Genomic DNA, 20,328 nt, shown 5'->3' on the forward strand with positions numbered 1-20,328 from the left:
TATTAATGAGAAGATTGTCTACTTCACAGTTGGATAAGTATAATAGAGCAAAGGATATTTGGTAGCAGTTAGAAATAGAAGAACTAATAGAAATGGAATTAGAGGAAACAGAGATAGTACTAGGATGATAAAGAGCGTTATAGTTTGAGTATAGGTCTAGGAAAGCAGCGGATATGTTGTATACATTACAATAGGAAGAGATGTTAATGGAATTGTTGTCTAGATAAAAAGAAGAGGTGAGGGTGACAGGGTTAGAATCATCATCATTAGTATCAAGGCCTATATAAGCGCCTATGATTTCGTTTATATTAGAAAAGCTAGAGACGTTGATAGAGTTATTGGTAAAGGGAGCTTAGCTCCAGGAGCTAAGCTCCAAGAGAAAGTAGAATTAATGATATTATTTGAAGGAAGGATATTGGAAAGAGCATTATTTAACAAAGAAACCGAGCCATATAAGGAAGAGTGATTTAAATCATTATAAATGGTAAGAGAATTAGAAGAACAGATAAAGGAGTCTTTAAGAAGGACATTGGATTGGTCATATGAAACAGAAGAAGAAGCAAAAGGGAAATTAACAGAGCCGTAGATTTTGTGAGAATCTGAGAGAGGGTAATTAATAGTAATGGAGTTGCCAGATGAGGGATTAAAGAAGTTAGCTGAATCCCAGGGAGAGTTCAAATTTATTTGCCCATAATTAGGAGAGCCAGAAGTAGTATTTGGACTGTTACCAGCTACATCGTAATTAAGATCATTATTAATAACAATATTTTGAGCAAAAGCAATGGTAGGAGTTAATGTTATGGTTAAGAAGAGAAGAGGGACTCTTTAAAGGCCTTGTTAAACTTGTTAAGACAGTTTGACATTAGTTACCTCCAGTTATAATTTAGAGACTGCTTTAAGTCAAAAAAAGGTGAAATCAACTTAAACCTTCTATGTGTAAAATAATTAAGACATTTTCTTGGTATGTTTATTGAAACAAATTCTATTTTTGCAATTTACTCACAAGTAATACTTATCAAGATTTATACCATTTGTCAAGACCTTATTTAAATATCTTTCTTTAGCTATGCTTAAGACTTCTCGTATATAGTGGCCATCTAATGTTATTTCCATTACACCTTTATCTATAGAAAATAATTAATTTTTGGCAAACAACCTTGAAAATAAATCTGCAGTATTACTATCTAAATATACATGTGTACATGAACTGACCCTTGAATAATAATTTTACTGCCTCTTCTTCTAAGACAAGAGCCTACAATTTTCTTTCCATGATAAACCAAACCATTAATATAAAAAAGTATTTACAAAATATTATTAGAATAACCTACTAATACGCTCTTAAAAACAGATATATCGCCGTATTCGTTAAATAACATTTCATCTTATAGACATATTCATAACTGCATCTCTAAGTATCTTTAGTCCAATGGAGCATCTGTTCCTGTTTCTTTCTCATATGTAATCATTTTTAATTTTTTCTTTATTCCACCGCGAGCAGAATAACCACCAAGCTTTCCATCGCTTCTTATAACCCTATGGCAAGGTATTATAGGAGCAAAAGGATTTTTTGCTAAAGCAGTACCTATAGCTCTTGCAGCTTTTGGTGAACCTATTTTTTCGGCAAGCTGTTTATAGGTTATTGTTTTACCTGCAGGTATATCAAAACAAGCGATCCAAACTTTTTTGTAAAAGTCAGGATATTTACTCATTTTTTTAATAATATCTTTTGGTATCTTTTTCACAAGCGTTTATTTATTTGGGAACATCTCTTTTCTTCTTAAATGCCGATGATAAGTGATCGCAAATCTGTGAGATTCGTCCCTTATTGATTGTAAAAGCTTTAATGCCTCTGAATGTTTGCTTAAAACTAAAGCTTTATCTTTTGAAGGAGAAAAAATTTCTTCATTTTTTTTAGCTAAAGAAATTATAGGAATATTAACTTGAAGCTCTTCTAAAGCACTAACAGCAGCACTTAGCTGACCTTTTCCCCCATCTATTAAAATTAAATCCGGAAGTTTTTCATTTTTTCTAATTAACGATGAATATCTTCTAAAAACAACCTCTCGCATTGTTGCAAAATCATCAGCACCTTTTACAGTTTTTATCTTAAAACGTCTGTAATTTTTTTTGTCTGCAATACCATTGTGAAATCTAACCATAGAAGCAACAGCATTTGCACCTTGTATATTAGAATTATCAAATCCTTCTATAATAGCAGGAGGATTTTTTAACCTTAGAACGTTTTTCAATTCATTTATGCTATCTGCTCTTTGAACAGATTCATTTATTTCATCTTGACTAATTTCATTTATCATAACTCTTTCAGACATGTTTTGTAGAGCATAGAGTCTATCTCTTATTTCTTTAGCTTCTTCATAATGCATATTACTGCTCAAAGTAAACATACGAGACTGCCATTTCTCCTCAAGCTTTTTAAACTTTCCGTTTAAAAACAATTCCACATCTTTTATTTTACTTTTATACTCTTTTGACATCACCTTTCCCATACATGGCGCATAGCACATTTCAGTATGATAATATATGCACGACTTAACTTTTTTCTCTTCTGGAAGAGTCCCATGAGTAAAGTTTAATTTACATGGACGAATTTTAAAAAACTTAATAAGCCAACGGACAAGTTTTTTTATATAAAAAAGCTGAGGGTATGGTCCAAAATATAAAGAACCGTCTTCAATTTTTTTTCTTGTAAATACTAAACGAGGAAAATCTTCGCCTACTGAAAACTTAATATATGGATAAGACTTATCGTCTTTCCACATAGAATTAAAGTACGGTTTTATATTATTTATTAATTGTCTTTCAATAATCAGTGCCTCTCTTTCTGATGTACATAAAATATAATCTATTTTACGCATAGCTGTTATGATAGATGTGGCTTTTGAATCTATATCTGCATTGAAATATGAAGATAATCTATCTTTAAGACTTTTTGCTTTACCGATATAAATTATATTTCCTACTCCATCACGCATTATATAAACGCCTGGTAGCTTTGGAACTTGTTCAAGTTTTTTATTTTTATACTCAGACATTTACACCTTCTTACCTGCTAAATACGCTCTTAACGGTCTTTAATTCTTCAGATTTTAAAATATATGATGATGCAATAAATGCAAGAATTGCACAAAATATAGCAACAGGAACACAAATAAATAAATTATCAGAAATTTTGCAAGCATTCAAAGCAACTGCCGCAGTAATTATTGAAGCTATTAATGATTTAAATGAAGAAAACGTCACTTGTTTTAAATCAAGACTTCCTATACGCTTCTTTAAGCATATAGCAAGAACTATAACATTAAAATATGAAGACAAGGCTGTAGCAAAAGCAAGTCCTCCTACACCCATAGGGCGCATCAAAACTATACATAAGAAAACATGTAATATCATAGTCCAAATTGCTGTTTTTACGGGAGTTTTGGTATCTTGAAAAGAATAAAATGCATTTGCAAAGATTTTCGCAGCAGCATAAGCTGGAAGACCGAAAGAATAAAAAAATAAAGCCTTGTTTGTCATTATAGAACCTAAAGCATCAAATTTGCCATGTTCAAATAAAAGTTTAACTATAGGCAATCCTATGGTCATGAGTCCGACAGCTGCTGGCATTAAAGTAAAAATTATAAATCTTATTGAATAATTAAGCGAATTTTTAAGCGTTACAATATCTTTTTCTGCACAAGCTTTTGACATCGCAGGAAGTGATGCCGTTGCAAAAGCAAGTCCAAAAACAGCTAAGGGCATTTGCATTAATCTGTTAGAATAATATAACGCTGATACGGGACCATTACCTAAAAAAGAAGCGCAAATATTATCTACAAAAGCATTAATTTGATCTACAGAAAGACCTACTAGCGATGGTACCATAAGTAAAGCTACTCGCTTGACACCAGGATGCTTTAAATTTATTTTAAACTTTAAATGCCAACCAAGATTCTTAAGTTTAGGATATTGAACAAAAAAATGTAAAGTACCACCAAATATAACGCTCAATGCAAGACCCTTAATTTGATTCCCTGGAGAAATCAGTGGAGCTATAGCCAATATATAAAAGATTTCAGATACACTTAAAGATAATGGTGCAAGCGCGGGTATAAAAAATGAATGTAACGTATTAAGTATTGCTAAAAGGAAAGCTGCTAAACATATAAATACTATAAAAGGAAACATTAAACGAGTAAGCGCTATTGTTATTTGCATTTTTTCTGGATTATCAGAAAAGCCCCACACCATCATTTTTGTAAGTGCAGGAGAAAAAACCACGCCAAGAGCAGAGATTACAATAAGAATAATAAGTAAAACTGTAAATATAGCATTTAAAAAATTTTGAGTTTCATCTTTATCCTTAGTATGTAAGTAATGACTAAAAACAGGTATAAAAGCCGCAGAAAATGACCCTTCTCCAAACATACGTCTAAAAAGGTTAGGTATTCTAAAAGCTGCATAAAAAGCATCCGCAAACATACCAACGCCAAACAAATTTGCAACAAACATGTCTCTTATATACCCTAAAATTCTTGAACAAATTGTGCCAAAAGCAGCTTTACCTGCATGTTTAGCAAGAGTTTTATTTTCCATTTATAAACCCTATATCATTTTGAACAATTTGTGTCCTAAACCAAGTATTTTGACGTTTAGCATAATGCCTTGTATCTTTAGAAAATTCTAAAAGCATTTCTTCTTTAGAAATTTGCTTATATAAATATTTTATAATATCTCTATAACCTATACCATTTAAAGACGGAGATTCTTTACTAAACCCCAAACTTAAAATTTTTCTAGTTTCATCTATCATCCCGTTTTCTATCATGCGCTTACAACGATTATTAATTCTAGCATAAAGCTCTTCTATTGGTAAAACTATACTAAAATGTTTAAAATTATAATGCTTCTTTTTAGGTTTAATATGTTCTTTTACAGTTTTACCTGAAATAATATTTATCTCTAAAGCTCTAAGAAGTCTTTGTGGATTTAATTTATTTTTTTTAGCAGATTCTAGATCTAATTTTGAAAGCTCATAATATAACTCATCTTGAGAAAGTTTTTTTAGTTGTTCTCTTAAAGTTTTGTTTGCTTTAGGCATTTCATCTAAGCCATAGAGCAAAGCCTTAATATATAAACCTGTTCCACCAACTACAACAGGGATTTTGCCTTTATTTTGTATTTCTTTTATTTTTAAGTCTGCTTGAGTTCTAAATTCCTCTGCACTATAAGTTTTGTCTGGATCAACAATATCAGTTAAATGTTGTAAAATACCGTTTATTTCTCTTACACCATTTCCTAACAAAATTCCTTCTTTATTTGTACCTACATCCAAATACTTGTAAACTTGCCTTGAATCACAGGAAATAATTTCACCATTATACTTTTTACAGAATTCAACAGCCTTTTGTGTTTTACCACTTGCTGTTGGTCCAGAAATAACAAGTACATTTGGTATTTCTGAAGAAGAGGTGTCTATAATATTCATTATTTTCTCTTAAAAAATTTTTCTAAATCGTTAAGTGAAATTTTATATGCTGTAGGTCTACCATGAGGACAAGTAAAGGGATATTTACATTTAAAAAGATCGCTAACTAACTTTTTTATTTCTATTAAAGAAATATTGTCACCAGCTTTTATGCTTGCACTGCATGCAAAACGTATAATTTTATCTCTCTTCTGAGATATTTCTATATTTTTTAAGTCTTCTACATCTAAAATTACATTTTTTACAATAGGTTCAATCTGCATGTCTCCTAATAACGCAGGATAAGCGGTTATTCTAAAAAAGTTATCACCAAATTCATCTATATCTATTCCTATCTCTTTAAACAGACTTATATTTGCTTTTATAATTTCTGCTTCACTTTTAGAACAACTTATATTTTCAGGCATAAGTAACGCTTGCTGCTTTATAGAATTATTGTTTATTTGAGAAACATACAATTCATATTTTACTCTTTCTGCTGCTGCATGCTGGTCAAAAATATATAAATTCTCCTGATTTTCAACAATTACATATGTATTAAACACTTGACCTAAAACCTTTATGTTTTCATCAAATTTATCGTTGATTGAAAAAGATTCTTGTCTGGCAAAAACATTTACATACTTGCCAATATTATAGTTTTGTTTAGAAAAAGAAAATTTTCCATACTCTATTTTAGGCTCTCTTACATAACTAGGATTTAATATGTTTTTATTCTCATTAGCATTTATATTTGTCCTACTTACTTCTAAGTTCATATTTTCATGATTTTCATTGTTTGTTAGGTTCATATTAGGAATACTTGAATACGATTGCGAAACTAGAGAATCTTTTAAAATCTTGTAAATTATATCATACATCGCTTTTTCGTTTGCAAATTTTACTTCTCTTTTTGTTGTAGAAATATTTACATCAATTTCACTAGGATTAATATTAATATAAATTAAAATTCCAGGATATTTATCATGTGGAATAGACTCTCTATAAGATAGGTTTATGCAGTGCATAAGCCATTTCGGAAAATTTACAGATCTAGAATTTATAAAAAGATACTGATGCTTTTTATTTTGTAGTGCATTGTCTCTATTGGTAAAATATATACTTATATACACAGTGTCAAAATCAGCATTAACATTTTGCAATTTGTTGGCAAAATTTTCCCCTAAAATATCTGAAATTCTATTAATTGTTTTATCTGTCTTTAAAGCAGAAAAAATTACCCTATTTTCAGAAATCACCTTAAAGGATACTTCCCTATTTGCAAGAGCTATTTCTTCTAAAGTGCTTAGGATTTTTGTTCGTTCTGTGAAATCACTTTTTAAAAATTTGTATCTTACAGGCACATTAAAAAACAAATCTTTAACTTCGGTGATAGTCCCTTCAGATAAAGAAGATGGTAAAATTTCTACATCTTTACCACCTTTTGTTGTAAGTTTCCAACCAGAAATATCGCCTCTTCTTCTAGTTTTTATTTCAAGATTTGAAATAGCCGCTATAGATGCTAGGGCTTCACCTCTAAAACCAAAAGAGTTTATATAAAACAAATCATTAAAATTTGCTATTTTACTTGTAGCGTGTCTTACTATTGAAAGTTCTAAATCACTTTTATCCATACCAACTCCGTCATCTTGTACTCTTATAAGCTTTTTACCTGATTGTTCTATCTCAACTATTATAGATGACGAAAGTGCATCTAAAGAATTATCTACTAATTCTTTAACCACACTTAAAGGACGTTCTACAACTTCTCCAGCTGCTATTTTATTGATTGTTTCTTGAGACAAAATATTTATAGACATAAAAAACTCTCTTAAATATAGTTTTCTTTTTGATTTATTTTGCTGACTTTATTGTTAGAGCAAATAAAGCACTTTTAGACTTACAAATTATATATGTGATGCCTATCGGCAATTTCTTTATCCTTACCCCTAGTTTACACCTTTATATTATACATCTTTTTGTCTTTTTAAAAGAATCCCTTTGTCTGTTCTTCTAATTCTGTTACCATTTATAATGATTTAAATTACTCTAACATATATGGCTCTTTTTCTTTGTTAAGTTATGCTATTAGATATATCACTCCTTCAAACAATATCATTAATTCCACTTTCTCTTTTACAAGAGGTGCCAGGAAGCCCCAGACTTAAAAGAGTGGGTAGGAATGGTACACCAAATACAGAAAGAACATAATCTGGCAAGACAGTCAGTAAAAGACAGGTAATAAAGGTCTTGGATATTTTTTTAATTTCCAGTAAATCAAAATTATACCTTACTGTTAGCTGTTGTCGTTAATAGGAAGCCATCCCCTTTAGGGCGTGGGATCAGAAAATTATTAACTAAAAATAATGACAATGTTTTAATTGATATTTCTACAATAGAATTAGAAAAAAGTTTTAAAACAACATTGTGGTAATAAAAAATATTATTAAAAATTTATGAAACTAGAAGATTTATATGAATTTTAAAAATAACATTGCAATTATCACTGGTGCAAATAACCCTTTTGGAATAGGAGCTACAACAGCTTTAGAATTTGCAAAAGCTGGTGCAAAAGTTGTTTTGACTTATAAAATTATTCATCGTAATTATGATGAAAATAATCTTGTAAATAGCGGTATAGATTTGTATTATAAATTAAATGCTGAAAATTGCGATGCTATCGAAAAAAAATTAAAAGAAATTACTAAAAATTATTTGATCATTGAATCCGATATTTCAATGCAAGCTGATGTTTTAAAAATTTTTGATGAAACTGAACAAAAATTCGGTAACGCTAACATTTTGGTAAACAATGCTGCTTTTGGCAGTGATAAAGATACAATTTTTTCTGTAACAAATAATACTATTGACGAAACTTTTGATGTAAACGTAAAAGGAACTCTTATGATGATTCGTGAATTTGTTAAAAGATATATAAATCAAAACGGTAAAATTATCAACTTTAGCTCTGATAATGCCTATCATTCTTTTTCAGATCAAATTATATACGTTGCAAGCAAAGCCGCAATTGAATCACTAACAAGAACCATAGCCTGCGAAGTAGAAAAATTAGGAATAACTATAAACGCTATTGCACCTAGGCTGACTCAAGCCGCTTGGATAAATAAAATTTTAGAAAAAGAAGTGCTGCCGAGTATTCCATTGGCTAGATTAGGAACGCCAGAAGATATCGCAAATATGATTTTATTTTTAGCTTCTGAAAAAGCGTCATGGATTACAGGTCAGGTTCTAATTATTTCTGGAGGACATGAGCTTTAAGTAAAATAATTTTTTTGTCCAGTTTGAAAGGCCATTGCCTGTTTAATACTATAAGAATACTAGTTTTGTTAAAAGCAACAAGTCTGGTGTTTTTTTTATTTTACTATTTTGTCTCTAAAAGCCAATCAACAACATTGATTTGTTTAATACCATAATAAATATTAGAACCCAAATCAGTTGTCAAAAGCATTTTTGGGTTATTGTCCCTAATTTTACGCAGTGACTCTAATTCACGAGTCAAAGTTTTACTATCTTTTACGGAGTAGGCAACTTGGATATAAAGTCGTTCGGTATTAGGTAATTGGACAATAAAATCAACTTCTTTATCATCTTTCTTGCCAACATAAATTTGCCCAACATTATACCTGCGAAGCAATTCTAAATAAACGATATTTTCTAAACGATGTCCTAAATCCTCATCAGACTTCCGTCCCAAAAGTAATGAGCGCAGGCTTAAATCAACAATATAATATTTGTCATTGGTTGTGAGCAGTTTTTTACCTTTTATATTATAACGACTGACTGGATAAATTAAATAACATTCCGCCAAATAACTGAGCCAACGTACAATCACATTATGAGTTATTTTTGCTTCATCTGTTTTTTTACCTCTATTAAGTTCAGCGGCAATAGCGTTTGCCGAAACTGGCGAGCCAATATTATTGCAAATAAACTTCAAGACCCGTTCAAAATTAACTTTATTGCGTATTTGGTAGCGTGTATAAATATCTCGTTTCAATATGGTATCATAGACATCACTAATATATTTCATTGACAAATTTTTATCTCTTTGAGAGAGAGTGACCGCTTCGGGAAACGAACTAGCGTTTAAATATTCGGCAAAGAGACGATCTTCATTTTGTTCATCGAGGAAACTTTGGCGATATTCCGCAAAAGAAAACGGCAAAATGTGAATTGTGATATAACGTCCAGTCAAAAGCGTAGCAAGTTCACCCGAAAGCAAAAAAGCATTTGAACCCGTGATATAAACATCAATGTTTTTTTTGATAAATAGTCCATCAACCAATTTCTCGAATTTAGGGATAGTTTGAACTTCGTCAAGGAAGATGTAATTTTGATCGTCAGCAACTATTTTGGCGATGATTTTTTCATAAATCTTTCGCCAATCCAAATCATAGTTCAATTCTGGATCTTCAAAATTATAACTTTGAATTTGTTTGTCCTTAACCCCCTGCAATTTCAATTCATCACGAAATAAATCTAATAAGGTAGATTTTCCACTACGACGAATACCAATAATAACTTTTATCAAGTTTTGGTCTTTTAATTTTCGTAGATACTCTAAATATATTTCTCATTTTATCATAATGTATTAATTATAACCCAAAACTCACAAAAACACAAGTTTTGGGTTATAATTTGTGTAAGGATTGCCTTTGACAAATTTTTTAATTTTTATAATCTAATGAAAATAGGCAACCGAAACTACCACTGACAAATATAAAAAACGGAGTTCGTTTTTGAAAGGTCATTGCCCCTCATACTATTTCTGTTTCTTCTAATTCCATTTCTCAGTCTTTTTCTGATTGCTCCCTAATATCCTTTGCTTACTTATCCTTAAGAAACTGTGAGGTAGATAATCTACTTGTTACTAGCAACAAATTATTGATTTAAAATTTGGTATAATAACTTTTACTAATTTTAAGGAGAGCTTTTTAATGAACGCAATAATTGAGACTTCTTTAGGAACAATTAAAATTAAACTTTTGCCTGAAAGTGCCCCTATAACAGTTTCAAATTTTGTAGAACTTGCATGTGGTACAAAAGAATTTACAGATCAAAAAACTGGCAAAAATATCAAGAAAAAATTTTATGATGGACTTGTTTTTCATAGAGTAATACCAGAATTTATGATACAAGGTGGATATCCTCTAGGATCTGGGATAGGTGGCCCTGGATATAATTTTAAGGATGAAATAGATCCTAGTCTTAAATTTGATAAGCCCGGAATAATTGCTATGGCAAATGCTGGACCTGATACAAATGGTTCTCAGTTTTTTACAACAGAGATCTCTACTCCATGGCTCAATGGCAACCATACAATTTTTGGTCAAGTTACAGAAGGTTTAGGAGTCGTAAAAATATAGCTAGGGTAGAAGTAGACTTTTCTTCTGATAAACCTATAGACCCAATAGTAATAAAAAGCATAATAATCGAAATAAAGAGGGTTATATGAAAAAAGTTGTTTTTATAACTGCTCCAGACACATTTAGAGATGAAGAATATTATAAACCTAAACAATTGCTTGAAAATGCTAATATTGAAGTTGTAACAGCAAGCACAAAAATAGGCGAATTAATTGGAAAATTTGGATTTAAAGCAAATAGTAGTCTTTTACTTGAAGACATTAACCCTAATAACTTTGATGCTATAGTATACATAGGTGGAGCAGGATCTAGTATATTTTTTGACAATGAAAAAGCTTTAAATTTAGCAAGAGAATTCTTTAAACTTAACAAGACAGTTGCCTCTATATGTATTGCGGGCGTGATTCTTGCAAATTCAGGAGTTTTAAAAGATAAAAAAGCAACTGTTTTTGTAGATGGAAAAGATACTCTAATAGAAAAAGGTGCTATATATACTGCTACTCCTTTAGAAATTTACGGAAAGATTATAACTGCAAACGGTCCTGATATTGCTAAAGATTTTGGCGAAGCTATTTTAAAATCAATAAAACACTAAATTTTATGAAAAATATAGACACTCTTATTAAACTTGCTTTAAAAGAAGATGGAGTCTTTAACGACATTACTACAAAAGAGTTTGTGGCAAATGACAAAAAAGCTAGCGCTGTATTGGTTGCTAAAAAACCTGGAATTCTTTGCGGAGTTAATGTTTTTGTAAAAATATTTAAAACAATAGATAAAGACTGTAAAGTTACTCTAAAATTAAAAGATGGTACTAAAATTAAACCTGGCGATAAAATATTAGAAATTTATGGTTTAGCTAAAACAATTTTAGCTGCAGAAAGAATAGCTCTTAATTTTTTACAATATTTGTCTGGAATTGCAACTTTAACAAATCTCTTTGTAAAAACCATTAAAGATAGTAAACCAAAAATATATGATACAAGAAAAACGCTACCGGGATATAGAGAGCTTGCAAAGTATGCTGTAAAGTGTGGTGGTGGGCATAACCACAGAATGGGACTTTATGATATGGTACTTATAAAAGATAATCACTTAAAACTTACTAAAGATTTAACAACTAGAATAGCAAACTTTAGAAAAACATATAAAAAAATCCCTGTTGAGATTGAGTGTGAAACAATACAAGAAGTAAAACAAGCTATTGATGCAAAAGCAGATATTATAATGTTAGATAATACTTCTATTAACAACACAAAAAAAATGATTAAACTTATAAGAGATACCTCTAACGCAAAATATAAGCCTGAGATAGAAATTTCCGGAGGAGTAAACTTAAAAACTGCAAAAAACTTCTCTAAACTTGATATTGACAGAATCTCTGTAGGAATGCTTACTCATTCTGTTAGCGCTTTAGATTTATCTTTAGAAGTAATAATAAAATGACAAAAATTCTTAAGATATTACATTCGAACAATTATATTTCCGGGAATGAAATAGGGACTATGCTTAGCATATCTAGAGCAGCAGTTCATAAGAAAATAAAAAACTTAAAACAAATTGGGTATAATATTAAATCTTGTGCAAAAGGTTATAAGTTAATAAAAGATAAGATTTTTTTTAATGAATATGAGATAGAATCTAGGCTAAACAAAAATCTTAGCGTCTGCAAAATTATAAAATATTATAAAGAATTACCCTCCACACAAACCACAGTAAAAATGCTTGCTCAAAAAGGTTTTGATGAAGGAACAGTCGTTATTGCAGAAAAACAAACAACCGGATACGGCCGCATCAAAAAAGTTTGGAATTCTAACAATGGCGGTTTGTGGTTTTCTGTACTTTTAAAACCACTTTTACACCCTGAAGAATCTGCAAAACTAGCTTTACTATTGAGTATTGCATTAAAAAAAACTTTCGATTTCTACAATGTAGACTCAAAAATAAAATGGCCTAATGATATTCTTATAAACAATAAAAAAATAGCTGGTATAATAATAGAAATGTCTGCAGAGCAAGATATTGTAAATTGGATTGTAGCAGGTATTGGTATCAATGTTAATAATGAATTGCCAAAAGACTTAAAGAAAATATCCATATCTTTAAAAGAAATCATAAATAAAGAAATAGACAGAACAGAATTTATTTGTAAATTTTTTACTAATTTTGAAAAATTATATACTTCTTTTAAAAAAGAAGATTTTAAACAATTTCTAAAAGAATACAATGACAATCTTTTATATAAAAACAAATGTGTAACTGTAGACACTGGCTATAACACAATAACTGGCATAAATTTAGGTATAGATGAAAATGGAATGCTTATACTCAATACTAAAAATGAATTAAAAAAAATAATGTCTGGAACATTGCGGGAGTATAAAAAATGAAAGTAAAATATACATTATTAGTTTTATGTTTTTTCATTTTTTCTTGCTCATCTAAAAAAGTGCTTGTTCCTCACTTTGAAGTAACATCTAGTATTCCAAGAGAATTGAAAACACCAGGATTTTGGATATCAAGAATACAAAATCCTGATAAAATAATTCTTACAGAAAAACAAATAAAAGATTTAAATATAAAAATACAAGAGTCGTCACCTTATCTAAGAGATGTTTTAAATATAGACATAGACACAGAAAAGAAAAAACGTACTAATATAGATTACACAAACAACTTTAAAACGACTTTAAAATACTACTATCCTACTTCTTTAAAACAAGTGGGATTAAAATTTTTTAAAACCCTAGAAAATAATATAGATTTTAATGCTCATACAAATCTAGGATTTGCTTTAAGTATTGGATATGCAAGACTTAAAGCACTGCCAACAGATGTTCCTCTCAGTTCGTCCTTAGATACTTTAGATTTAAACAGATTGTCTTGTACTCATCTTAATCCTTGTTCTCCACTAGCTGTTCTATACTCCACCAGAGATAACCAATGGTATTATGTGGTTTCTGAAATATCAGAAGGATGGATAAGAGCAGATCAGTTAATTTTTGCTTCAAAGCAAGCTATTTCCGATTACATTAACAATAAAAATATTGCTGTAGTTACTTCTAGATTTACAGATATTTATAAAGATACTTCTCTAACTCATTTTTACGACAATGTAAAAATGGGCGCTATTTTATTTATTTCAAAAATAAAAGGTGCTATTGTAGAAGTCAAAATACCTGTTAAAAAAGATAAAAATTTTTCTAATAACAACTTAGAATTCATGTATTATTATGTAAAAAAGTCAGACATATCTTTGGGATTTTTACCGTACACGCAACGAAATATAATTATCCAAGCTTTTAAACAAATAGATGCTCCTTATGATTGGGGTGATAATTATGGATATACTGATTGTTCTGGTTTTATAAGACAAGTTTTTTCATGTTTTGGAATTAAGTTACCTCGAAACTCAAAACAACAGATTAGTATTAAAGATTCTATTGAAATAAATATTCAAAATAGAAACTTAAAAGCAAAAACAATAATTTCACAAGGTATACCCGGAATAACACTTCTATATCTTCCTGGACACATCATGTTGTATTTAGGATATTTAGGCCAAGATCCTTATGTAATACATTCAATCAGAGGATGCTTAGGTAAAGATAATAAAATACATATACTAAACAAAGTTGCCATAACAGACCTCAACTTAGGAGATAAGTCCAAAAATAAATCTCTACTTGAAAGGGTAACTTTGATGAATGTGGTAGAATAATGACAAAAATTAAAACATTTTTTTATATTCTTTTTATTTTAGATATTCTTGCAGGACTTATTGTTGGCATATTTGTAAGTTTATATGCTGCAATTGCTACAGCTTTTGTTCTATTAGTCTTAAATTTAACATTTTATGCTATAATCCTAAAAGCTTACAAACAATCAAAGAAGGTAGAAAAGAATGGATCAAAATAAAAAAGCAACCCTTTATAAATATATGCTTTTAGTTTCCACTACTTGTGGAGTTATAGGTATATATCTACTTTATAAAGAGTTTATTATTTTAGGTTGGATTCTTATTTGCATTTGGGCAATACTTGCTACCTTAGTAAGAGTTTTAATAATATTAGATAAAAAAAATTTACAAAAAAATAAAAGGAGACTTTAGATGGAACTATTTAAAATGGCAAAAGAAGCCCTGTCTATGAGAAGCAAGCTAAGCGAAATGGATAAAAAATTAAAAGCTAAAATTATAGAAGTTGAAAATAAAGGTATAAAAATCCAAGCTAATGCAAAAAATGAATTTTTAAGCTTAAACATTCCTGAAGATTTACTTCAAGAAAAAAAAGAGAAGATAGAAAAACGTATTCTTGCAGCTTTCCAAGAAGCTGGAGAAAAAGCTCAAAAAGTAATGGCCGAAGAAGCCAAAAGTTTAACAGGTGGTTTAAAAATCCCTGGTTTAAATTAACTGTGCTTATTAAAATTTTTAATTCTTATAAATAGTGGGATTTTAACGCACAGTGATAGCACCTGACTTGAGTATTAGAGTTCCCCCCAATCCTTCCTTTTTCCCTTTTATCGGTCAAGTCAGGAGAAGGGAGTCTATAATTTATAAACCGTTAAAGTGTAATTTTTCAAAGTAACTTTACTATGCACCTATATATTGCATAATGTAAGCTTCACTCTTATCTTTTTTGAATAGTAGCTTTCCTTTCTTCCAGCCGTATTGCTTTATTAACTGAAACACTCTATAATTATATTTCTTGCCAGACTGTTGTGCAATAATTATTACAGCTTCTTTTTCTTTTTGAAAATTATTTAAAATTATGGAAAACCTCTGCTTATCTTCAATATCAGCAAAAATTGTAGATTGATTAAAAAATGACAATCTATAGATAAGACTATTGAAGAGGTGGATCTGACGCGATACACATACGACATTATTCACATAATCATACTTTAAGTTTTCGTGTTGATAAAATCGTATAAACTTCTTTCCTGTCGTAAAGCCTGAGATTACAAAAAATAGTCGTCAAAATAAAAATTATCCGCTTTATCTTTACTGAAAACTTAAAACATACATCTATCAAAAGTTTAATCAAAAATAAAACAAAAATTATACTTATGGGAGCTACAGGCCAAATATAACGAATGTTTTTATATTGCGAAGTAAAAGCCACAATGATAATAAAGAGAAAACTTAAAGCTGTACAAAAAACATAAAATGTTTTATCATTAAACTTAAACTGAGTTGGTGTTAAATGAACTGGTTCTTTTTGGCTCATATAGAATGGATCGTTAGAAAGAAATATTTTTATATAAGCTAATGAACCCAAAAATAATAATAATAAAATCACAATTTTTGTATCAATAAGAAAGAAGCCCTCTGTATAAAGATTAAAAAATTTGCATAAACTTTTAAATTTTTCAAAATCAAAACTCTGCTTGTCTAACCATTTTTTATGTATACTGTTAAATGGGTTAGACAAGATAGGAAAAGGCAAAATAGCGCCTGTTAAAATTGAGATAAACGACTTGAGGATAACCATTTGAATTGATAAGATAGATACACTTGTAAAAAAAATATTAGCACAAGAGATGCCCAGACAACGAAATGATAGTGTGTTAGAACGCCAAAATAAATTGTAAGACTAAGAAAAAGATAATCCTTTAAGACTGCATTTTTATTGCGCACAATAGTAAAAATACAATAAAGTAAAAGAAGATAAAAAGCGGTAGCTAAGATATACATTCTTAAACAAAGTACGCTGTTTATTGCACCTGCACTAAACCCCCACAGCAAATTGGGCAGCAAAGCCAGATCCGGTTCGAGAATAAAACACGATAAAAAATACAATATATAACTGGCTAACACAAAGAAAAGAGTGTTTAAAATAAACCCTGGGTACATACTGAAGGAGGTTGAGAATAAAGAGTAGATACTTTGGGCTGTGTAGAGTACAAGATAGTATAGTGGAGGAACTCCTGTATCTAGTTTGGAATTTCTATAAACACGACTGTAATTAAATCTTCCATCTTTTGAGACTTTGAGAGACTTTTCAAATTCATATGAAGTTATTGGTTCATAACAACGAAAAACGTCACGTACTTTAAATCCTATATGTATTCTTAACGATACAAATTCATCACCACACAAATCTTTTTTTTTAGTGCTATAATAGAAAATAGACAAAATCTGAATAAAAATTATCACTGCAAGGATGTACAGCGGTTTTTGGTAAAAAAATGATATATTTCCGAAAAATGATTTTTTCATAAAACCCCTTGTGACCTTCCTCCAAAATTTAGACCAAATTAAAGTAAAAGGGGTTTTCTCTGTTGCCCGGGCAAGTAAGCTGTAAAAAATATTTTCTAAATCTCAAATTCAGATTTTTCGGGGAACCATTCATTCATAAAATGTTTTTGGATTTCATTATAACTTTCTAATCCTGTAATATCATTTTTATCATATGCATCGATTGATATTTGGCGAACACCGTTTATTTTCTTATACCAATGAATATCTTTATTTATAATCATACGGATATCGCCAGTCCAATCTACATTTTTAATCCAATTTTGTTCCTTGCTTTTGCTTTTAATATATTCGTGAATCGCAGAATGTTTCACCCAATATTCTCCCCTTGATTCGCCAACCAAGGCAAATAACAGATGATCCATATCTGTTGTTTTTCTAAATCTATGACTTAACATCAGTTTATAATACGGAGTTAAAAATGAATTTGTTATAGTTTTTGTAATTGATTTCAATGAATGTGGCTGTATTCCATGATATGTCGTTACAAGATCCGGCCACTCTTTGCCAGTAGCCAAATACGCCATTTGGTTACAAAAATTAATATGTAATTTGTAAGGATTGTCTTTTCTAGACTCATACGGTTTGATCCTGTAAATAGGTCGTTTGTATTCGTCAAAGAAAAAATTTTTGTCTGTTGGTAGCATAACCAGACAATCATCACATGACATCAAAAATTGCTCTGACAATCCTTTGATTTTATAAACATTTCCTTCTATCAGGTTGGAATTAAATACAGGAAGGTATTGTTTATCAATTATATCACTCGTATTTACTAATTTTATACGAGAATTAGATATGTTCAGCCATTGCGGATATTCATTGTCATCAATTATAATATAAATATTTCTGACCCAATTCATATTTTTTGCTATAGAGCGCAATGCATATTTTATTTCATCGTTCTGCAATACTCTCGCTAGTGAAAAATTTTGCTCACATTTTGCGATTTCTTTGCTCTTTTCCTTTGAAACATAGTCTTGAAACAAACGTAGTCTGGTTTCAGAACCAGATGACCACAAATACACAATATCAACTGGAAAGTCCATACAACACCCTCTCCTTCTCTTTTCTTTTATAGATAATTCATCAAGCCCTGATTTTAATTTTTCTATTACTTTTGGCATGTCAGCATTTAATATATACTTTTTAAAACTAGTCTGTACAATAGAATGTAAAGGATATTGTTCATTTTTCTCTATTGGTTTTTTATTAAACAGAAATATCAATGTTATTATTAAAATACATTCAGGAGTATTGTAGCTACAACACACAACTTCTTTAATTTATCCAAAATATATCTCCTATTATTTGTAAAGCTTTAGCCATTTAGGAACTGTAATTATTTCCTTATATCCATCTTCTTTATTGACCACAAAGGAAATATTTTAAATAAATACCAGACCAATTTATTATCTCTATACTTTAAAAATATAATAGGGATTTTATCGAACAGTTTTATTTTTCTGTTAAATAGTACACTAAACCTATTTGTTTCCCACCGCATATAAGTAGTTATATAATCTTGATTTAAGATCTCAAAATATGGAGTCATTTTGGCGTATTTCCACCATAAAATATCCATAATTCTATTTTCTCTACGGATTTTCCAAGGTTTATCCCAACCAACAAAATGGTACACAATAGGATTATAAAGCATTTGATTAACTTCTTCTTTTGACCATATTTGCTCATCTATCATTTTCTGAATAAAGGGATGAGATTTTACTAAGTATGAATTATATTTAGGTGGGAGAAAACCAATTTTATCTTTACATGTTAAGTTTATAATATCTTGATCTGGAAAGTGATACTTATTAACACAAAGATGTTCCCATTTAGTCATTAAATCTAACTCTCGCATTAATTCAAGATTCATTACCACAAAACCAGAACAAATATAGTTTCCATCTATTGGTATTTTTCTTCTAGAAATTTCTTCTTTAAGATTTGCAGTATCTTTCACACCTAGTAGTAACTTTTCTTCTATATTAATAGACATTAGAGCAGATATATCATCTAGGAATATAGTATCAGAATCAGCATAAATGATTTTTTTGATGTCCGGGAGTAAAGTTGGTAACTGCAATCGATAAAATATTGCTTTCGACCAATAATTATTTCCCCACCAGCAACCTTCACTAAACAAGTTCAAAGCCACATCAACAATTTTATATTCAAAATCATAGGTTAGTGAATTTAAATATTCTACAATTTCTGTTCGATATGCCCCATCTGGACAAATTAAATATAATTTATATCTTGTTGTTTTATTTGCATTGTACAATAGGCTACTAATAGCCACCATTGCCTGTATAAATTGATTTTCATCAAAACAAAAGGCTACGTCAACCAATACTAAACTATCTAGTAAGTTATTAATTAGGTATTCTTGTTGTTTGTTGTTTGTTGTTTGTTGTTTGTTGTTTGTTGTTTGTTGTTTGTTGTTTGTTGTTTGTTGTTTGTTGTTTGTTGTTTGTCATCGAAACATTACCAATACGAGATAGTACATCAACTACAAAAATTCAATAACATCGGGAAGGCGGGACTTGAACCCACAACCTCCTGCTCCCAAAGCAGGCGCGATAGCCAATTACGCTACTTCCCGATTTAACTACAATTGTTTAAGAATCATTTTGGCTTTTTGCAAAGCTTTGGCCCTATGGCTTATTGTATTTTTTATATCAGATGTCAACTCTGCAAAAGTTTTATTGTATTCTGGGACATAAAAAACCGGATCATATCCAAAATTATATGCTCCGCTTTCAAGATAATTAATTATACCATATATTTCACCTTTTGACAAGTATATCTGCCCAGTAGGACTGGCAATTGCAATAACTGTTCTAAACCGTGCAGTTCTTTTTTCAAATGGAACATCTATTAAAGCATTTAATAACTTCTTTATATTATCTGCAAAATTGCAGTGCTCACCTGCATATCTTGCAGTTAAAACTCCTGGCTCTCCATTTAGATAGTCAACTTCTAATCCTGTATCGTCAGCTATAACCCAACTATTAAAAAATTTCGCAGCTTCTTTGGCTTTCTTTATTGCATTTTCTTGGAGAGTTTTACCGTTTTCTATAGTTTTCGGATATTCTTTAAAAGATGTCATAGATATAACTTCAATATCTAAATCTTTTAACAATGATTTTATTTCTTCTTGTTTATATTTACTAGTCGTAGCTACTACTATTTTCTTCATCATATTT

20 protein-coding genes, 1 tRNA gene and 1 pseudogene are annotated in these 20,328 nt (G+C 30.0%); 9 read left to right on the plus strand and 13 right to left on the minus strand.

Annotated elements, in window-relative coordinates:
- Positions 1 to 1,421: 1,421 nt before the first annotated feature.
- Genes LBD57_RS02480 through mutL form a run of 5 tightly spaced genes read right to left on the minus strand, consistent with a single transcriptional unit; the run spans position 1,422 to position 7,290 of the window.
- Positions 1,422 to 1,745 (minus strand): methylated-DNA--[protein]-cysteine S-methyltransferase, encoded by a 324-nt coding sequence (locus LBD57_RS02480; RefSeq protein ID WP_373469764.1) that lies wholly within the window; start codon positions 1,743 to 1,745, stop codon positions 1,422 to 1,424.
- A 6-nt stretch (positions 1,746 to 1,751) separates the two neighbouring features.
- The gene (locus LBD57_RS02485) at positions 1,752 to 3,056 is read right to left on the minus strand and encodes a GIY-YIG nuclease family protein (RefSeq protein ID WP_373469765.1); all 1,305 of its coding nucleotides are present in this window, start codon (positions 3,054 to 3,056) and stop codon (positions 1,752 to 1,754) included.
- A gap of 10 nt (positions 3,057 to 3,066) precedes the next feature.
- The gene (gene murJ / locus LBD57_RS02490) at positions 3,067 to 4,599 is read right to left on the minus strand and encodes a murein biosynthesis integral membrane protein MurJ (protein WP_373469766.1); all 1,533 of its coding nucleotides are present in this window, start codon (positions 4,597 to 4,599) and stop codon (positions 3,067 to 3,069) included.
- Positions 4,589 to 5,491 carry a tRNA (adenosine(37)-N6)-dimethylallyltransferase MiaA gene (miaA, locus tag LBD57_RS02495; protein WP_373469767.1) on the minus strand — a complete coding sequence of 301 codons (903 nt, stop codon included), beginning with the start codon at positions 5,489 to 5,491 and terminating at the stop codon, positions 4,589 to 4,591. The genes murJ and miaA overlap by 11 nt, the downstream gene beginning before the upstream one ends.
- Positions 5,491 to 7,290, minus strand: coding sequence for a DNA mismatch repair endonuclease MutL (gene mutL / locus LBD57_RS02500; RefSeq protein WP_373469768.1), 1,800 nt, complete (start codon positions 7,288 to 7,290; stop codon positions 5,491 to 5,493). Before mutL ends, miaA begins: the two co-directional genes overlap by 1 nt.
- A 655-nt stretch (positions 7,291 to 7,945) precedes the next feature.
- Here mutL and LBD57_RS02505 point away from each other — a divergent pair.
- Entirely contained in the window at positions 7,946 to 8,749 is an 804-nt protein-coding gene (locus tag LBD57_RS02505; RefSeq protein WP_373469769.1) for an SDR family NAD(P)-dependent oxidoreductase, read from the plus strand.
- A gap of 103 nt (positions 8,750 to 8,852) precedes the next feature.
- Here LBD57_RS02505 and LBD57_RS02510 read toward each other — a convergent pair whose 3' ends face one another.
- Positions 8,853 to 10,022: an ATP-binding protein gene (locus tag LBD57_RS02510; protein ID WP_373469770.1), complete on the minus strand. Its 1,170-nt coding sequence runs from the start codon at positions 10,020 to 10,022 to the stop codon at positions 8,853 to 8,855.
- Positions 10,023 to 10,428: 406 nt separating this feature from the next.
- On the opposite strand from LBD57_RS02510, the pseudogene LBD57_RS02515 reads away from it, so the two are divergent.
- The 8 genes and pseudogenes from LBD57_RS02515 (at position 10,429) to LBD57_RS02550 (ending at position 15,268) form a co-directional block, all read left to right on the plus strand.
- Positions 10,429 to 10,946, plus strand: a pseudogene (locus LBD57_RS02515) (peptidylprolyl isomerase).
- Positions 10,943 to 11,452 (plus strand): DJ-1/PfpI family protein, encoded by a 510-nt coding sequence (locus LBD57_RS02520; protein ID WP_373469771.1) that lies wholly within the window; start codon positions 10,943 to 10,945, stop codon positions 11,450 to 11,452. Before LBD57_RS02515 ends, LBD57_RS02520 begins: the two are co-directional and overlap by 4 nt.
- A gap of 5 nt (positions 11,453 to 11,457) precedes the next feature.
- The gene (nadC, locus tag LBD57_RS02525; protein ID WP_373469772.1) at positions 11,458 to 12,303 is read left to right on the plus strand and encodes a carboxylating nicotinate-nucleotide diphosphorylase; all 846 of its coding nucleotides are present in this window, start codon (positions 11,458 to 11,460) and stop codon (positions 12,301 to 12,303) included.
- On the plus strand, positions 12,300 to 13,247 hold the full coding sequence (locus tag LBD57_RS02530; protein WP_373469773.1) for a biotin--[acetyl-CoA-carboxylase] ligase: 948 nt from the start codon (positions 12,300 to 12,302) through the stop codon (positions 13,245 to 13,247). Before nadC ends, LBD57_RS02530 begins: the two co-directional genes overlap by 4 nt.
- The gene (locus tag LBD57_RS02535; protein ID WP_373469774.1) at positions 13,244 to 14,578 is read left to right on the plus strand and encodes an NlpC/P60 family protein; all 1,335 of its coding nucleotides are present in this window, start codon (positions 13,244 to 13,246) and stop codon (positions 14,576 to 14,578) included. Before LBD57_RS02530 ends, LBD57_RS02535 begins: the two co-directional genes overlap by 4 nt.
- Positions 14,578 to 14,775: a hypothetical protein gene (locus LBD57_RS02540; RefSeq protein WP_373469775.1), complete on the plus strand. Its 198-nt coding sequence runs from the start codon at positions 14,578 to 14,580 to the stop codon at positions 14,773 to 14,775. Before LBD57_RS02535 ends, LBD57_RS02540 begins: the two co-directional genes overlap by 1 nt.
- A complete protein-coding gene (locus tag LBD57_RS02545) occupies positions 14,762 to 14,968 on the plus strand; it encodes a hypothetical protein (RefSeq protein ID WP_373469776.1) in 207 nt (68 codons plus the stop codon). The genes LBD57_RS02540 and LBD57_RS02545 overlap by 14 nt, the downstream gene beginning before the upstream one ends.
- Complete coding sequence (locus LBD57_RS02550) at positions 14,969 to 15,268, plus strand: YbaB/EbfC family nucleoid-associated protein (RefSeq protein WP_373469777.1); 300 nt, start codon at positions 14,969 to 14,971, stop codon at positions 15,266 to 15,268. It abuts the gene before it with no gap.
- 180 nt (positions 15,269 to 15,448) lie between these two features.
- On the opposite strand, the gene LBD57_RS02555 is transcribed toward LBD57_RS02550, so the two are convergent.
- From LBD57_RS02555 to LBD57_RS02585, 7 genes are all read right to left on the minus strand, one after another.
- Positions 15,449 to 15,688 (minus strand): hypothetical protein, encoded by a 240-nt coding sequence (locus LBD57_RS02555; protein ID WP_373469778.1) that lies wholly within the window; start codon positions 15,686 to 15,688, stop codon positions 15,449 to 15,451.
- A 64-nt stretch (positions 15,689 to 15,752) separates the two neighbouring features.
- Positions 15,753 to 16,157, minus strand: coding sequence for a hypothetical protein (locus LBD57_RS02560; protein ID WP_373469779.1), 405 nt, complete (start codon positions 16,155 to 16,157; stop codon positions 15,753 to 15,755).
- 158 nt (positions 16,158 to 16,315) lie between these two features.
- Positions 16,316 to 17,077 (minus strand): hypothetical protein, encoded by a 762-nt coding sequence (locus LBD57_RS02565; protein WP_373469780.1) that lies wholly within the window; start codon positions 17,075 to 17,077, stop codon positions 16,316 to 16,318.
- 95 nt (positions 17,078 to 17,172) lie between these two features.
- The gene (locus tag LBD57_RS02570) at positions 17,173 to 18,390 is read right to left on the minus strand and encodes a hypothetical protein (protein WP_373469781.1); all 1,218 of its coding nucleotides are present in this window, start codon (positions 18,388 to 18,390) and stop codon (positions 17,173 to 17,175) included.
- A 68-nt stretch (positions 18,391 to 18,458) separates the two neighbouring features.
- Positions 18,459 to 19,472 carry a glycosyltransferase family 8 protein gene (locus tag LBD57_RS02575; protein WP_373469782.1) on the minus strand — a complete coding sequence of 338 codons (1,014 nt, stop codon included), beginning with the start codon at positions 19,470 to 19,472 and terminating at the stop codon, positions 18,459 to 18,461.
- A 178-nt stretch (positions 19,473 to 19,650) separates the two neighbouring features.
- Positions 19,651 to 19,724, minus strand: a tRNA-Pro gene (locus LBD57_RS02580).
- Positions 19,725 to 19,730: 6 nt separating this feature from the next.
- Positions 19,731 to 20,321: an XTP/dITP diphosphatase gene (locus LBD57_RS02585; RefSeq protein ID WP_373469783.1), complete on the minus strand. Its 591-nt coding sequence runs from the start codon at positions 20,319 to 20,321 to the stop codon at positions 19,731 to 19,733.
- Positions 20,322 to 20,328 lie beyond the last annotated feature (7 nt).

Origin of the sequence: Candidatus Endomicrobiellum cubanum (genome assembly GCF_031278955.1) — a bacterium.
GTDB classification, from domain to species: domain Bacteria; phylum Elusimicrobiota; class Endomicrobiia; order Endomicrobiales; family Endomicrobiaceae; genus Endomicrobiellum; species Endomicrobiellum cubanum.

Coding starts and splice junctions, on each gene's coding strand:
- LBD57_RS02485 (WP_373469765.1), bottom strand. CDS start 3,056: ATGTCTGAGTATAAAAATAAAAAACTTGAACAAGTTCCAAAGCTACCA.
- murJ (WP_373469766.1), bottom strand. CDS start 4,599: ATGGAAAATAAAACTCTTGCTAAACATGCAGGTAAAGCTGCTTTTGGC.
- miaA (WP_373469767.1), bottom strand. CDS start 5,491: ATGAATATTATAGACACCTCTTCTTCAGAAATACCAAATGTACTTGTT.
- mutL (WP_373469768.1), bottom strand. CDS start 7,290: ATGTCTATAAATATTTTGTCTCAAGAAACAATCAATAAAATAGCAGCT.
- LBD57_RS02505 (WP_373469769.1), top strand. CDS start 7,946: ATGAATTTTAAAAATAACATTGCAATTATCACTGGTGCAAATAACCCT.
- LBD57_RS02520 (WP_373469771.1), top strand. CDS start 10,943: ATGAAAAAAGTTGTTTTTATAACTGCTCCAGACACATTTAGAGATGAA.
- nadC (WP_373469772.1), top strand. CDS start 11,458: ATGAAAAATATAGACACTCTTATTAAACTTGCTTTAAAAGAAGATGGA.
- LBD57_RS02530 (WP_373469773.1), top strand. CDS start 12,300: ATGACAAAAATTCTTAAGATATTACATTCGAACAATTATATTTCCGGG.
- LBD57_RS02535 (WP_373469774.1), top strand. CDS start 13,244: ATGAAAGTAAAATATACATTATTAGTTTTATGTTTTTTCATTTTTTCT.
- LBD57_RS02540 (WP_373469775.1), top strand. CDS start 14,578: ATGACAAAAATTAAAACATTTTTTTATATTCTTTTTATTTTAGATATT.
- LBD57_RS02545 (WP_373469776.1), top strand. CDS start 14,762: ATGGATCAAAATAAAAAAGCAACCCTTTATAAATATATGCTTTTAGTT.
- LBD57_RS02550 (WP_373469777.1), top strand. CDS start 14,969: ATGGAACTATTTAAAATGGCAAAAGAAGCCCTGTCTATGAGAAGCAAG.
- LBD57_RS02565 (WP_373469780.1), bottom strand. CDS start 17,077: ATGAAAAAATCATTTTTCGGAAATATATCATTTTTTTACCAAAAACCG.
- LBD57_RS02585 (WP_373469783.1), bottom strand. CDS start 20,321: ATGAAGAAAATAGTAGTAGCTACGACTAGTAAATATAAACAAGAAGAA.